The sequence below is a fragment of the Cytophagaceae bacterium genome, from assembly GCA_016722655.1.
In the GTDB taxonomy this organism is placed as follows: domain Bacteria; phylum Bacteroidota; class Bacteroidia; order Cytophagales; family Spirosomataceae; genus Leadbetterella.
This window is the reverse complement of sequence record JADKIR010000004.1, coordinates 2,451,470-2,465,797: the sequence shown is the minus strand read 5'-3', so window position 1 is coordinate 2,465,797 and position 14,328 is coordinate 2,451,470. Positions and strand designations below refer to the sequence as shown.

Below are 14,328 nucleotides of genomic sequence, written 5' to 3'. Positions count from 1 at the left end.
ATTATGAGCACGCCGGAGTTCGAATCCCTCTGCCTTTCTTTACCGGAAGCCGAAAAAGGGCCGCATTTTGAAAATGTAGCATTCAAAGTCAAAGGCAAAATATTTGCAACACTCAATACAAAAGAAAGTCGGGCTACGCTCAAATTCAAACCTGAAGAACAAAACATTTATCTCAAAATCAACCCTGAGGCCATTTTCCCCGTTCCCAACAAATGGGGAAAACACGGCTGGACTCATCTACTCTATACTCAAATCTCAAAAGAAATCGCTCTCGAACTACTCAAAATAGCATATGTGAGCGTGGCACCGCCAAAATTGAAACAGGTTATCAATTTTGCCTAAATAATTTTTCTAATTAATCCTCTCTAAGAAAGTGTATTTTACGACTTTCATCATTTTCTCTTTCCTTTTTATACCTTACCTTTGACCACATACTTTAACACCTGATAAAATACATGAAAAAATTACTCTTTTTCTCTTCATTTCTATGGATTGTGGCATCCAATTGGGCCGATGCCCAAACCATCACTTCACCTGACAGCAAGCTTTCACTGAGTTTTTCGGTCAAAAATTCAGAAGCATTTTATAGTCTTAAATTTCAGGATAAAGTGGTAGTCACTGACTCAAAACTTGGCCTGAGGCTCCTCAATAGCCCCGATCTAAACAAAGGCTTCAGCATCAAAGACACCAAAACTTCGACCTTTAAAGAAACCTGGAAGCCTGTTTGGGGAGAAAAAAAAGAATATCTCAATCATTACAATGAACTGGCAGTAACCCTCAACCAACAACCCGAAAACCGGGAGATTGTTGTTCGCTTCCGCCTATTCAATGACGGCCTGGGATTCAGATATGAATTTCCGCAACAAACTACCCTCAACTACTTCGTAATCAAAGAAGAAGACACAGAATTTGCCCTGGCAAAAGACCTCAAAGCCTGGTGGATAGCTGCCGATTACGACACCGAAGAATACAAATATACAGAGTCAAGACTCAGTCAAATACCTGAGCTTTTCAAAGGTAGCTACGATGGCAACGCATCCCAAACTATCGTCGACAACGCCGTTCAGTCGCCCTTAATGCTCAAAAACGTTGAAGACAACATCTATATCAATGTACACGAGGCTGCCCTTATTGGTTACTCGGCCATGAATCTGGAGATTGACTTCAGCAACTTCACGCTAAAAACTCACCTCACTCCTGATGCTCAGGGAGCAAAAGGATACATTCAGACCCCATTTTCTTCGCCATGGAGAACTCTGGTAGTAAGCCCAAATGCCGAAGGCATGCTGGATTCCAAGCTCATTCTTAACCTCAACGAACCCTGCAAAATCGACGATACCAAATGGATAAAACCCACCAAATACATGGGTGTATGGTTTGAAATGTTTCTTCCCGGAAAAAGCACCTGGTCATATACCGACCTCGACAATGTGAGATTGGGCGTAACCGACTTCAAAAAAATGAAACCCAATGGTCGCCATGGAGCCAACAATGCCAACGTCAAAAAATATCTTGATTTTGCGTCTAAAAATGGTTTTGATGCCATTTTAGTCGAAGGATGGAACGAAGGCTGGGAAGATTGGTTTGGAAAATCAAAAGAGGAAGTGTTTGATTTCGTAACTACCTACCCTGATTTCGATGTCAAAATGCTCAATGAATATGCACGCCAGAAAGGCATGAAAATCATCATGCATCACGAAACATCTGGTGCTGCCACCAATTATGAACGACGTATGGACGATGCCTTTGCATTCATGCACAAATACGGCTACAATGCCATCAAGTCGGGTTATGTGGGCAATATTATCCCTCGCGGTGAGCACCATTACAGCCAATGGATGGTAGAGCACTACCAAAGAGTAATCGAAAAAACCGCCGCCAATAAAATCATGATTGACTCCCACGAGTCGGTGCATTTGACCGGCTTACACCGCACCTGGCCTAATTTTATAGCAGCAGAAGCAGCTCGTGGCACCGAATACGAGACCTTCGGTGGACTCAATCCTGACCACACCACCATCCTTCCATTTACGAGGTTGATGGGTGGGCCTATGGACTACACACCAGGGGTATTCCAGACCAAACTCAATTACTATGACCCTAAAGTGACCCGCCAGATAAGCACCACGCTGGCCAAGCAGCTGGCATTTTATGTGACCATGTACAGTCCGCTGCAGATGGCCGCCGACTTGCCCGAAAACTACGCCCGCTTTATGGACGCATTCCAGTTTATCAAAGACGTGGCCGTAGATTGGGACGACAGCAAAATACTCGCCGCCGAACCTGGCGACTACATCCATATCGCCCGCAAAGCCAAAGGCAAAGACGAGTGGTACATAGGTGGTATCACCGATGAAAGCAAACGCACCTATACCGTCGATTTCTCGTTTCTTGATAAAGGAAAAACCTACGAAGCCACCATCTATGAAGACGCCAAAGATGCCGACTATATCGACAATCCTATGGCCTATCATATTTATAAACAGAAAGTTACGAAAGACAGCAAAATCAGCATTCAGTTGGCACGAAGCGGCGGTTACGCCATCAGTGTGAAGCCGGTGAAAATTGCCACAAAAAAATAAATAGGAATTCAAAAAATATGTAATTTCGGGATAGCAAACCCGAAATTACCTGCGATAGTAGCTCAGTTGGTAGAGCGTCCGCTTCCCAAGCCGAAGGTCGCGAGTTCGAATCTCGTCTATCGCTCAACAAAAATATCTATCTTCATTTGGGCGTGCCGCTCCCACGCTTATCGCGTGGCATCGTCGGGCTATCCGCTACAAGTCCGTCCACTCACAATCCAGCCGCACTACGGGCTTTTCACTACTATCCCTCACGCAAGAAGGGGATTTTAAAACTTCCTCAATCCTTTTAAATACGCCGTTCCACCCAATGCTCTCATCTGGCGGGTGATTTTGGGTATCCTGCGGCTTACGTAGGGTCCTGGATTGGTCACAGACCATTTTCTTGGACTGGGTAAAATAGCAGCCAGTTTCGCAGCATCATTTCTGGTCAAGTTCTGTGCAGATTTTCCAAAATATTTCTTTGCAGCAGCTTCGGCACCAAACGTATTCTTGCCCATTTCGGCCACGTTGACATATACCTCCAGAATTCTTTCTTTTCCCCAAATCACCTCAATCAAAAATGTAAAATATACTTCAAGCACTTTTCTGACATAACTTCTCCCCTGCCACAGAAACACATTCTTGGCCGTTTGCTGAGAAATCGTACTCGCTCCCCGCACTTTTTTACCTTTCAGATTGTGCTTAAAGGCATTTTGCATGGATTTAAAATCAAACCCAAAATGATCAGGAAAAAGCTGATCTTCAGCAGCCACTACTGCCAGGGGCATTTCTTTATTTATTTTTGAGTATGATCTCCAGCTATAATTTATTTCAGAATCTTCTCCATTACCTATCGAGGTCATTTTTTGGTCTACCATGGTCCAGGTAAATGGAATTGGCACAAACTTAAAAACCACCACACTCCCTATCGAAACTATCAGAAAATATTTAATCGCTTTAAAGGCAAAACTCCTTAGTTTTGTTACTATTGATTTATTTTTTCTAACTGAAGTAATTGGTTTTCGCTTTGTATTCGCCATTATTTTTTAAAAATTTCACAAAAATATGCATTTAGATTTAACAGGTAAAAAAATAATTGTAACTGGTGCCAGCAGCGGTATTGGATTTGCGATTTCCGAAAGTCTTTTAAAATCAGGAGCAACCGTGGCATTGCATTATAATTCGGGTAAAAATGGCATTGAACTACTTCTTGAAAAATACAAAAACGCAATAGCTTATCATGCGGATCTCAGTAAAACAGAGAACTGCATTTCACTATTCGAAAAGATTGAAAAAGAATTTGATAAAATAGACATGTTGGTACAAAATGCCGGGATATTTGAAGAACACGCTACGCACATTAGCAATGAAAATTGGCTTGAAATCTGGCAAAAAACCATAAAGATCAACCTTGATGCGGTGGGAATTCTTACCAAATTATCCATCGAGCATTACAAGAGAAATCAAGGAGGCAGGATTGTTTACGTTGCTTCCAGAGCTGCGTTCCGAGGTGAAACTGAAGAAAACCTGGCCTATGCGGCATCAAAAGGCGGGGTGGTTTCTTTGGCAAGAACAGTTGCAAGGTCGTTTGGAAAATATGGTATCACTTCATTTATTTTGGCACCAGGTTTTACAGAAACTCCAATGGCAGAGGAATATATATTAAAACATGGAATAGAAAGCCTGATCAACGAATCTTCAATAAAAAAGCTTACACAGCCAGAAGATATTGCTCCCATTGTAAATCTGATTGCTGCCGGATTTATGGATCACGCCACCGGAAGCACCATTGATTTTAATGCCGGAAGCTACATTCATTAATGGTTTTTTATTTTTGAAATAATCTGGAATCAAATCTGAATTCTTTTACAGAATTTATTTTCACCTGATTAATATCTTTATTACGTGGATTAATCAAATAATTAAAATCGCCTTCAACAACAGCAGAAGGTACTTTTAAAATTAAAAATTCTGAACTTTTTACCCATTCTTCGCCGATTTTTTTTGTTTCAATTATTTCAGGATAAGCATTCCAGTTTTCTGGCAAACTTTCTTTTGACACCTCAAGAATCTTGTCTTCCGGAATCTCAATTTCAACTATTTTATAGTCTTTCGGAATTAATCCCATAGGAATATGTACCGCAACTTCAGCCATACACAATGCCCTCGAATCAGAAGTATAAACCACAGCTATCCCTTTAGGATTCCATCTCCCGCCGGCAATTTCAGCTCCTTTACCTGACAAATCTCCGGAAAATTCTGCCTTCGATAATCTAAAAACTTTCATGCAAAAACCCCATAACTGATGCGTGTAAGCTCATTGGATAGAATTTCAATTCCATAGGAAGAATTAAAAAGGCTTTTAGGGATAAGGCCACCTAAAGCAATATTTTTAGCATTTAGCCAAATATCTAAACTTTCTTTTTCTCCGAAAGTTTCAAGACCTTTTTTATATAAATTATGAATTTGGATTATGCGTTCTGAAAGAGGTTCATCAAAACGCTTATTGTCAACTTTATAACGAAGCAGCGTACGTTCTGATACATGCAGAAAACCAGCCCATTCCATGATTGAAAAAGGATGAGTATTGAGAACACTCTCAAAATCTTCATAGGTTACTCCCACATGAATTTCCCTTAAGATTGCAAAAGGATCATTATCAAACCTGGCCAACCTCTGATAAGGTACCAATACGTCATTTACCATGCTTTCCATATAAATTCAATTTACAACACAAAATTAATACATTTGTCCAAAACTACAAGACATTTGTCATTTTTTTAATATTTCCTCAATTTCGACATACTCAAAAGCCGGATGGCTCTCAAAAATAGACTTCAGAGGCAATACATGTGCGGCACCAATAATTATCAGTAAATGGCGGTCATAAGGATTTACTTTTGAAATGATATTCTGGAAAATCTTAATATTCCTGTAATACTCCTTTGTAGATAGTTCACCACCTACTTTATTAAAGTTCTGATCAAGGTAAATGAGATTATTAAGGTAATTAAAAGACTGTAATTGAGCTTGTTGATTAAAGTTCAAATAAAAATTTATCAGGTCTTTTTTTTGCCAGATTGCAATATTCCTTCTCAAAGTGTTCAGTGCATTCTGTGCAGGAGGATTGTTTTCAAAGAGCAGTTCGACCGGAGGTTTTTGATTATTGATTGCTGCTGAATAATAGTAATGTAATGTATCAAAAGTCGATTTTGGTTTAAAAGCCCCTCCAGCCTGCTCAGGATGTTGAAAATTCACACAAATTACGCCAAACGGGTCATTAATCTTTCTGGCAAGTCTAATACCGATTTGATAAATCTCGTTTTCTACTACTGTCTGATTAGTTGGAACCGACCCTTTTTTAGCCTCGGCGTACACTTTATCCCAAAATGGCTGGAAATCGGGAGTATTTTCAACAAAAATCTTATTGGGATAAAAAAGTGCCAGTTTTTCGACCAGCTTATCCAACTCTTTTTGTTTTTTATTGCTGTATAAACCCGGATATTTTACAGAAAAGAAATCATTATTTTCACCAAAATGAAAAGTTCCAATAATAGCCACTTTGATTCGTGGAGTTGTTTGCCCGCAAATTTGAAAAGAAAGAAATAAAAAAATGGCTGTCAGTAATCTCAAAATCAGTGCTTTTTGTGATGTCAATATAACAAAAAAGCTGCCAATGATGACAGCTTTTGAATATTTTGAATTCATAAAATCAACCTACTGATCCTTCGAGTGAAATCTCAAGAAGTTTTTGTGCTTCCACCGCAAATTCCATAGGGAGCTGATTAAGTACTTCCTTGGCGTAACCGTTGATAATCAAAGCCACGGCTGTTTCGGAATCAATTCCCCGCTGATTGCAATAGAACAATTGATCTTCACCAATTTTTGAGGTTGTAGCCTCATGTTCAACCGTAGCAGTAGAGTTATTACACTCAATATAAGGAAAAGTATGTGCTCCACATCTATCACCCAAAAGCATAGAGTCGCACTGAGAATAATTACGGGCATTAGAAGCACGTTTCGATATTTCCACCAATCCGCGATAAGAATTTTGACTTTTTCCTGCTGAGATACCTTTTGAAACAATCCTACTTTTGGTATTTTTCCCTAAATGAATCATTTTTGTACCGGTATCGGCCTGCTGATAATTGTTGGTGACAGCAACAGAATAAAACTCACCTATTGAATTGTCACCTTTCAATACCACAGACGGGTATTTCCAGGTCACTGCTGATCCTGTTTCCACTTGAGTCCAGGAAATTTTTGAATTATCTCCAAAACACAATCCTCTTTTAGTTACAAAATTATAAACACCACCTTTTCCTTCTTTATCACCGGGATACCAGTTTTGCACTGTCGAATATTTCACTTCCGCTTTTTCATGGCAGAAAATCTCCACCACTGCAGCATGCAATTGGTTTTCGTCCCGACTTGGGGCGGTACAGCCTTCCAGATAACTCACATAGGAGCCTTCGTCAGCAATAATCATAGTACGTTCAAACTGCCCGGTACCTGCCGCATTGATACGGAAATAAGTGGACAACTCCATAGGGCAACGCACGCCTTTGGGAATATAACAAAATGAACCGTCAGAAAATACCGCTGAGTTAAGAGCCGCATAAAAGTTGTCTTTCACTGGCACTACTGAGCCCAAATATTTTTTTACCAGTTCGGGATGATTGTGAATGGCTTCAGAAATGGAGCAAAAAATTATGCCTTTTTCTCCTAATTTTTCTCTGAAAGTAGTGGCAACCGAAACTGAGTCAATCACGGCATCAACTGCAACGCCAGTAAGTCTCTCCTGTTCTTTGAGCGAAATACCCAATCTTTCGAAAGTCTTCCTCAATTCAGGGTCAACTTCATCCAGGCTGTCAATTTTCTTTTGTCGTTTTGGGGCAGAATAATATTTAATTGCCTGAAAGTCAGGTTTATGATAGGTCACATTGGGCCAGGTGGGTTCGGTCAGTTTTAACCATTCTTTATAAGCCTTCAGACGCCACTCCAGCATCCATTCCGGCTCTTTCTTTTTGGCTGAAATAAACCTTACTGTACTTTCATCAAGGCCGGGAGGTGCTTCGTCGGCTTCGATGTCAGTATAGAATCCATATTTATAATCTGAGGAGGTAAGTTCCTCCAACAATTCCATGTCTTTGCTCATTCAAAAATCTTTCGATACAGAGTTATTAACACGCAAAATTACAAATATGTTCTTATTAATTAGAATTATTCTATTTTATTTGAAGATACCTGATTTGAAGATAAATTTTTACAGAATTATCAACCTAAATCAGACATTGTCAACAGCAACAAAAGTGACATTCATTTTTACAAGTTTGGAATTTATAGTCACTTCAGTAGTACCTGTAAATTTATTATCATCAATTGTAGTAATGTCAAATTTGGCTTTGTCAACTACTCTATCCAAAACAATGAATTTGTCAATTGTGATGCTTTTTGAATCCGTTGATAATGCCCAGTTTCCTGCAATCAAAACATCAGGATCGGTATCTGGCTTGCATTTCTGATTACCCTCGGTAATTTGATATTTAAAATCTGAGCTTAAAATCAAAATATTATCTGTAACACAAGGAGCCTGAACGAGCATTAAATCAAGTTCTGCACCATCAAGAGATGCTTTGCCTTCTGACAGTTTCCATCTTTTTGAAGTGTCAGCGGTCAAATATTGTTTTGTAGTTTTTATAGGTTCTGTTACTTCCTTTTTTTTGCAGGCATTGAAAAAAAACAATACCAAAGTGACTCCCAAAAATATTTTTACCAGTTTTTTCATATTTTATCGGTTTTCCCTGAAACTATAAGATTTGTGTTTTTAAAAACTTGTCAATTTCAAATGCAGCCATTTCTGATGCACCTTTTCCGCCTAATTTTTCAATAATATTATTGTAATCAGATAACTGATTTTCGACAAAAATAGTATTAGAAATCAACTTTTTAAGTTCAATTTTAAGTTTTTCTTCATTAAAATCTCCCTGAATAAGCTCTTTGACTACTTCTTTTTCGGCTACAAGATTAACAAGCGAAATGTAGGGAATTTTTACCAATCTTTTGGCAATTTCATAAGAAATCCCGCTGGTTTTATATACTACCACCTGTGGCACTTTAAACAAAGCTGTCTCAAGCGTTGCTGTTCCTGATGTTACTATTGCTACTTTCGCAACAGACAAAATATTGTAGGTTTCATTGCAGATAATCTTAAATTTGTTTCCCGCATAACCATAAATATCCTTTGGAACCGATTTAACACCTGCCACTACCCAATGAAACTGAGGAAATTGCTCTGCAAGTTGAATCATCAGACTCATCATATTTTCAATTTCCTGTTTTCGGCTTCCCGGCAATAAAGCCACAATCGGCTTTTTATCGATTTGATTTTTGGTTTTGAAATCAGGATCAGGGCGAAACTCCTGAATTTCATCAAAGAGTGGATTCCCTACATATACCGAATTGACATGATATTTATCAAAAAAGGCCTTTTCGAATGGAAAAATAAGAAGTAAAAGGTCAACATATTTCTGAATAGCCACAGCTCTCGATTCCCTCCATGCCCAGGCTTTTGGAGCGATATAATAAATTACCTTGTAACCCTTAGCTTTTGCCCATTTTGCAATCTTCATATTAAAACCGGCATAATCGACCAAAATTATGGCATCTGGCTTTACAGTTTCGATATGTTCTTTAGCCAGATTGAGAAATCCGATAATCTTGCCGATATTTTTGAGAACTTCCCAAAATCCCATAAAGGCCAGTTCAGCATAGTTTTTTATGATATTTACACCTGCTGCTTTCATTTTATCTCCACCCCATCCGTAAACAATCACTCCTGGCTGCTTTTCCTTTAAAGCAAGCACAAGATTGGCGGCATGCATGTCACCCGATTTTTCTCCGGCTATGATAAAATATTTCATTGTGGTCTCAACAGAAATTTTGAAAAGACTAATGTAGAAATTTATTTCCCAAAATATTCAGCTGAATGATTTTCAGTTTCTATGAGTTTCACTTTTATTAATTTCACCCCAAATTGAGATTTTAGAATTGGTTCCAGAATATTGAAAATAACTATTGCAAAATTCTCAACACTTGGCATGATTCCTTCAAAATATTCCTTATTGTCGTTGAGGTAGGAATGATCAAATTTATTGGTTACATGCTCACGCATAATATCACGCAACACCTTTAAATCCATTACCCAACCATGATCCTGATCGATCTCACCTTCTACAGTCACAAACAGTTGCCAGTTGTGTCCATGAACTCTTGAGCAAATCCCAAATACTTCCCAGTTTTTTTCTTCTGACCATTTTGGATTAAAAAGTCGGTGTGCAGCGTTAAAGTGCTCTCTCCTTGTGATTTGTATCATCGTATTATTTCAAGAAAAATTTCAGGGTGCAAAATTACCACCATTTTTGATTGAATGTTTCAAAAATTCAGAATTATTCCGCCTGATGCCCATATACCAGGTTGCTGTACAAAACCAAACTCATAGTATTTATAATTAAGCAAATTATTAATATCAAAAAACAAAGAATGCTTCTTAAACTGATGCTTGAGACGGAGATCAATCAGGTGTACAGGTTTATAAAATTCCGGAGCCCGGGTGTTGTCCCACTGGTACGTTCCTTCTCTTTTTTTGAAGGTGTACCAAATTGCCATGGTCGTGTTTTTCAAAGGCAATAAATCAACTCCAACGGAAGCTTTGTGTCTTAAAAAATTTAAAGTATAAAATGACTGAAAGTTTTCTTCTTTTCTGTCAGCAATCAAATAAGCATAGTTGAAGGTAAGGTTTTGAAGAAACTGGTTAGGATTTGATGCCAGCTTGATTTTATAGCTAAAATCAACCCCCGCCATATTGATATTCTGGATATTCTCCATGGTTGGAACCGAAATTTCAGGTCGTTTTACCTTATCAATTGCATCCTCCATTTTTTTGTAAAATATTGATATTGTTCCACTTGTGTTTTTTCCGAAATATTTCAGGCCAATTTCGTGAGTCCAGGCTTTTTCGGGCTTTAATTTTGGATCAGCCTTAACGGTCGAATTATTGAGGTAAAGTTCGGTAAATGTTGGATACCGCAAGGAGCGGTTGGTAGAAGCATAAACTGAATATTTCCCTGAAATCGGCAACGCAATATCCAGTCCTGGATACCATGCATAACCAAAATTGGAATTATAGTTTAGCAATGTACCTGCAGATATTGTGGCATTTTTCAATTTTCTCTGGTGTTCAATAAACATGCTCAGATTTGATCTGCTTTTTGATTTATCATAAAACAAACCCTCATAGTTTTTGATTTTTACTTTGTCAGTAATTATGTCTCCCAACCTGTTTGAGAGCACATCTTCGTTTCTAAATGCCCAACCCACTGCACTTTTTGAGTTTTTGCCCAGGTAGCGAAGCTTATATTCAATATCGGCTACTTTGGTTTGGTGAAAATTCAAAAAAGCTTTTAAGGTGGTGTCACGATATTTGTCAAAGTCATACATATCATGATGCATACGATTGCTCCCTATGAAACTTCCAGATACTTTATTTGAAAAATTGTGATTCCAATTGACCGAGAACAAACCCGAGCCTACCTCTTCGTACTGGCGGCTAAATTTGGGATGATAAAAATTTGATGCCCCGAAATGATTGGAAAACAAACCTGAATTTAGATCAAGGCTGCCGTTTTTATAAACCTTTGAAATCAATAATCCCAAAGAATATTTATTGTACTGGGTATTAGCAATATATCCACCAGACTGTCCATAATCTCCATTTATTCTAACTCCTAAGCCTTTTTTTATGGTTTGTGCAGAAATATTGCCACCAAAAAGCCCATGCTGGCCTCCCATAATGCCAATCTGGGCAGATTGTCTGTCAATTTTTTTTGTAATAATATTGATTACGCCAGAAAATGCATTGGGACCATAAACTCTGGATGCACCGCCCTGCATTACCTCTATTTTTTCTATCTGACTGATATTCAAAGGGATATTTAAACTGTGATGGCCGGTTTGCGGATCATTGACTTTTACACCATCGACCAAAATCAAGGTTTGGTCATAATGCCCTCCTCTAATACTGATATCGGCCTGTACACCAAAGGAAGATCTTGAGCGAACATCCACATTTTGAGCATATTGCAAAATCCCGTCCAGGGTTTTTACAGGTGCTGCCTCGATAATTGATTTTGGAATTGAAGTGATATTACGTCCTGTACTCCTGATCTCAGTGCCTACAATATTAGCCGAAACGGTAAGTTCTTTTAGTTCATGAATGGTGGAATCTTGTGAAAAAGCGTTAAAAAAATTAACACATAGTAATAGTATCCAAATATTAGATTTCATGAAATTTTTATTTTTAAAAAACAGAAATGAATTAATCTAAAGAAAGAAGTTTATAAAAAATATCGGGTTAATAGATTATAAAACTTTTGCAAATAAAAGCATTTTTCAGGATACAAATACTTTTTTGACTATTTCAAGGTATTTTAATCCATCTTTTTGGTCAGGTTCCAGGTGATTCCCTTCTGCCCATTCGTTCCAGGCGTTGATAAAAACTATTTTCTCATCTTCGGGACGATCTTTTACGGCCTCCACCGCTTCTCTAAGTGAATCTTCAAAATCTGAAGTATTTTGCCCGGTAATTGCAATGGCATTTTTCCCTCTCCTGGCTGTATTATCAAAGCCAACGAGTGTACAAGGAAGGCCTTTATACTTCATATTTTTGTTGACCAGACTTGCTCTTTCTTTATATTGTTTGTAAGGATACACTTTTAATGAAGCACTCACTAAACCTTGCAAAATGTTCCTAATGAATTTTTTCCAGGTTGGGCCGTCAACAGTAAACTCTGAAAGAACGTAAAGTTTGGGTTCGAAGAAAATTACATCATCAAAACCATATTCCAAAGGGTTTTTGTCTCTGTCCTGAGCATTAGAGGCAATCAAATATGGCTCAGGGAGGTTATTTTCAGCAGAAATTTTTTTGAAAGTCTGAATTGTCTTTTTTACGTCTGGCAAATCATACGGACGATAAATCAAAAAAACTGGTCTGTCATGTACTCTAATGTACCTCGGATCTTTAAAAAACTGAAGCAGATATCGGGCATGGTCTTCGTCGTCGGTGTCAGAATAGGTTTGTTTCATCAGCACTTCCTTTTCTTCGCCCAGCCATCTTCGTGACCAGGATTCATTGGCCCAAAAAAGGCAATACGGGAAATCGGGTTCTCCAGATTCCAGAATGCCTTCAGTAGGTTCTTTCAACAACCTTTTTCCTTCAAACCAGTAATGATAATAACAAAAACCGTGAATACCGTACGCTTTGGCAAGGTCGGCCTGTGCTTTTCTGGCATCAGGAAGACGTAAATCATAAAAGCCCAAATCAGCAGGTAAGTGGGGCTGATAGTGACCTTTGAAATTAGGCTCAGCTTTGACCACATTGGTCCATTCGGTAAATCCTTGTCCCCACCATTCGTTATTTTCGGGTGTAGGATGAAACTGAGGAAGATGTATAGCTATTGGTTTAACCGGCATTTATTGCAACTAATTTTTCAAAAATTTCCAATCTTCTTTTTCCACATTCTTCTATGGAGTAATCGGTGCGGATTATTTCTCTTGAATTTTCGATGAACTGTTCCTGTAATTCTTTGCTATTGATGAGCTTTGATACTGCCTCCACAAAGTCAGCGGGGCTGTCGGCAAGAAAACAATTTTCTCCATTTTTCATGGGCAAGCCTTCGGCTCCGATATTAGTACTTACTATAGGCATATGCCAGGAGGCCCCCTCCAATATTTTCATCCTCATTCCACTGCCAATCCTGAGTGGAACGACCATGATTGCCCCTTCCAAAACATCTTCCAGGTCTTCGATATAACCGTGAAATATCACACCGGGAAGCTTATCATATTTGGCTTGGGTCTCTTTTTTCCACTTTCCAACAACCTCAAACTGAAGATCAGGAAAACTATTTTTCAAAGGAATCCAACAATTAGTTAAAAACCAATCAACGGCGTCGAGGTTTGGAAAATGAATTTCAGGACCAAGGTAAACCAAACGGTTTGCAAAATTAAAGGGAATGTTAGTATTATGATCAGTGATTTGTACAGACAAGGGTGAAACCTCGAGTTTTTCGGGAGAAACACCGTCTTGCTCCAAAAATATTTTATCTTGCTCAGTAAGACAAATTACCTTATCAAATCTGTTTATCAGTGCAACTTCAAGGAGTTTTGTATTGAAAATTTTCCATTCCCCACCAACCGGTTTATTTTGAAGGGTATTAAATTCCAAATCCATCCTTCGGTGCCTGATTTCGTGATGAACGAATACTTTACACAAATTTTTTGGCAGAAACTCGGCAATCGGAGCCATATCAATAAACTCAACTACAGCCAGATCATATTGTGTTTTTTTACATAAACCTTTTACAAGGTCAATTAGATTATCGAAATAATATTCTATAAAACTAGGTCTAAAGAAAAGCATTGATTGCTTGAAAACATCTTCTTTTTCCTGAGTTTTCCTAACTTTCTTCTTGATAAATTCTTTAAAAGAGAATTTTGGCTCGGGGCTTGATTCCGGACCAATCATTTGGATTTCAACGTCATGCCAGATGTTTTTCAGCTCCCTATGGTTTTCGGGAGCAGTTTGCGGGCAAACCAAAGTAATCTGATTTGATTTTCTTAAAAAATCTATCATTTTGAACGTTCCTGCACTTCCACCGGCATCTGCAGGATATGGATATACTACCGAAATAATCAGTATTTTCAT

General features: G+C 38.4%; 14 protein-coding genes and 1 tRNA gene. 4 read left to right on the top strand and 11 right to left on the bottom strand.

Features of this window, described 5'->3' with window-relative positions; translation table 11 throughout:
* The first annotated feature begins 3 nt into the window (after nt 1–3).
* The 3 genes from IPP61_11110 (at nt 4) to IPP61_11100 (ending at nt 2,706) form a co-directional block, all read left to right on the top strand.
* Nucleotides 4–342, top strand: a complete 339-nt coding sequence (locus tag IPP61_11110) for an MmcQ/YjbR family DNA-binding protein (protein ID MBL0325713.1) — start codon at nt 4–6, stop codon at nt 340–342.
* Nucleotides 343–455: 113 nt separating this feature from the next.
* On the top strand, nt 456–2,582 hold the full coding sequence (locus IPP61_11105) for a glycoside hydrolase family 97 protein (protein MBL0325712.1): 2,127 nt from the start codon (nt 456–458) through the stop codon (nt 2,580–2,582).
* Between the two features lie 51 nt (nt 2,583–2,633).
* A tRNA-Gly gene (locus tag IPP61_11100) sits at nt 2,634–2,706 on the top strand.
* Between the two features lie 145 nt (nt 2,707–2,851).
* Here the strand turns inward: IPP61_11100 and mtgA are convergent.
* Nucleotides 2,852–3,604, bottom strand: coding sequence for a monofunctional biosynthetic peptidoglycan transglycosylase (gene mtgA / locus IPP61_11095; protein MBL0325711.1), 753 nt, complete (start codon nt 3,602–3,604; stop codon nt 2,852–2,854).
* Between the two features lie 25 nt (nt 3,605–3,629).
* Between mtgA and IPP61_11090 the strand changes: the two genes are divergently transcribed.
* Nucleotides 3,630–4,385 (top strand): SDR family oxidoreductase, encoded by a 756-nt coding sequence (locus tag IPP61_11090; protein ID MBL0325710.1) that lies wholly within the window; start codon nt 3,630–3,632, stop codon nt 4,383–4,385.
* A 7-nt stretch (nt 4,386–4,392) separates the two neighbouring features.
* Here the strand turns inward: IPP61_11090 and IPP61_11085 are convergent, their stop codons facing one another.
* The 10 genes from IPP61_11085 to IPP61_11040 form a co-directional block, all read right to left on the bottom strand.
* The gene (locus IPP61_11085) at nt 4,393–4,851 is read right to left on the bottom strand and encodes an RES family NAD+ phosphorylase (GenBank protein MBL0325709.1); all 459 of its coding nucleotides are present in this window, start codon (nt 4,849–4,851) and stop codon (nt 4,393–4,395) included.
* Nucleotides 4,848–5,279 (bottom strand): DUF2384 domain-containing protein, encoded by a 432-nt coding sequence (locus IPP61_11080; GenBank protein MBL0325708.1) that lies wholly within the window; start codon nt 5,277–5,279, stop codon nt 4,848–4,850. Before IPP61_11080 ends, IPP61_11085 begins: the two co-directional genes overlap by 4 nt.
* Nucleotides 5,280–5,336: 57 nt before the next feature.
* Entirely contained in the window at nt 5,337–6,272 is a 936-nt protein-coding gene (locus IPP61_11075) for a hypothetical protein (GenBank protein MBL0325707.1), read from the bottom strand.
* Nucleotides 6,273–6,276: 4 nt separating this feature from the next.
* Nucleotides 6,277–7,722, bottom strand: a complete 1,446-nt coding sequence (sufB, locus tag IPP61_11070; protein ID MBL0325706.1) for a Fe-S cluster assembly protein SufB — start codon at nt 7,720–7,722, stop codon at nt 6,277–6,279.
* A gap of 129 nt (nt 7,723–7,851) precedes the next feature.
* On the bottom strand, nt 7,852–8,352 hold the full coding sequence (locus IPP61_11065; GenBank protein MBL0325705.1) for a hypothetical protein: 501 nt from the start codon (nt 8,350–8,352) through the stop codon (nt 7,852–7,854).
* Between the two features lie 22 nt (nt 8,353–8,374).
* The gene (gene lpxB, locus IPP61_11060) at nt 8,375–9,487 is read right to left on the bottom strand and encodes a lipid-A-disaccharide synthase (GenBank protein MBL0325704.1); all 1,113 of its coding nucleotides are present in this window, start codon (nt 9,485–9,487) and stop codon (nt 8,375–8,377) included.
* 41 nt (nt 9,488–9,528) lie between these two features.
* The gene (locus IPP61_11055) at nt 9,529–9,939 is read right to left on the bottom strand and encodes a 6-carboxytetrahydropterin synthase (GenBank protein ID MBL0325703.1); all 411 of its coding nucleotides are present in this window, start codon (nt 9,937–9,939) and stop codon (nt 9,529–9,531) included.
* A 59-nt stretch (nt 9,940–9,998) separates the two neighbouring features.
* Nucleotides 9,999–11,909 carry a TonB-dependent receptor gene (locus tag IPP61_11050; protein MBL0325702.1) on the bottom strand — a complete coding sequence of 637 codons (1,911 nt, stop codon included), beginning with the start codon at nt 11,907–11,909 and terminating at the stop codon, nt 9,999–10,001.
* A gap of 105 nt (nt 11,910–12,014) precedes the next feature.
* The gene (locus IPP61_11045) at nt 12,015–13,094 is read right to left on the bottom strand and encodes a glycoside hydrolase family 99-like domain-containing protein (protein MBL0325701.1); all 1,080 of its coding nucleotides are present in this window, start codon (nt 13,092–13,094) and stop codon (nt 12,015–12,017) included.
* Entirely contained in the window at nt 13,084–14,328 is a 1,245-nt protein-coding gene (locus IPP61_11040; GenBank protein ID MBL0325700.1) for a glycosyltransferase, read from the bottom strand. Before IPP61_11040 ends, IPP61_11045 begins: the two co-directional genes overlap by 11 nt.

Excerpts from the sequence above, each read along its gene's own strand:
- sufB (MBL0325706.1), bottom strand. The coding sequence starts at position 7,722 with ATGAGCAAAGACATGGAATTGTTGGAGGAACTTACCTCCTCAGATTAT.
- mtgA (MBL0325711.1), bottom strand. The coding sequence starts at position 3,604 with ATGGCGAATACAAAGCGAAAACCAATTACTTCAGTTAGAAAAAATAAA.
- IPP61_11045 (MBL0325701.1), bottom strand. The coding sequence starts at position 13,094 with ATGCCGGTTAAACCAATAGCTATACATCTTCCTCAGTTTCATCCTACA.
- IPP61_11050 (MBL0325702.1), bottom strand. The coding sequence starts at position 11,909 with ATGAAATCTAATATTTGGATACTATTACTATGTGTTAATTTTTTTAAC.
- IPP61_11040 (MBL0325700.1), bottom strand. The coding sequence starts at position 14,328 with ATGAAAATACTGATTATTTCGGTAGTATATCCATATCCTGCAGATGCC.
- IPP61_11065 (MBL0325705.1), bottom strand. The coding sequence starts at position 8,352 with ATGAAAAAACTGGTAAAAATATTTTTGGGAGTCACTTTGGTATTGTTT.
- IPP61_11080 (MBL0325708.1), bottom strand. The coding sequence starts at position 5,279 with ATGGAAAGCATGGTAAATGACGTATTGGTACCTTATCAGAGGTTGGCC.
- IPP61_11110 (MBL0325713.1), top strand. The coding sequence starts at position 4 with ATGAGCACGCCGGAGTTCGAATCCCTCTGCCTTTCTTTACCGGAAGCC.
- lpxB (MBL0325704.1), bottom strand. The coding sequence starts at position 9,487 with ATGAAATATTTTATCATAGCCGGAGAAAAATCGGGTGACATGCATGCC.
- IPP61_11085 (MBL0325709.1), bottom strand. The coding sequence starts at position 4,851 with ATGAAAGTTTTTAGATTATCGAAGGCAGAATTTTCCGGAGATTTGTCA.
- IPP61_11055 (MBL0325703.1), bottom strand. The coding sequence starts at position 9,939 with ATGATACAAATCACAAGGAGAGAGCACTTTAACGCTGCACACCGACTT.
- IPP61_11105 (MBL0325712.1), top strand. The coding sequence starts at position 456 with ATGAAAAAATTACTCTTTTTCTCTTCATTTCTATGGATTGTGGCATCC.
- IPP61_11075 (MBL0325707.1), bottom strand. The coding sequence starts at position 6,272 with ATGAATTCAAAATATTCAAAAGCTGTCATCATTGGCAGCTTTTTTGTT.
- IPP61_11090 (MBL0325710.1), top strand. The coding sequence starts at position 3,630 with ATGCATTTAGATTTAACAGGTAAAAAAATAATTGTAACTGGTGCCAGC.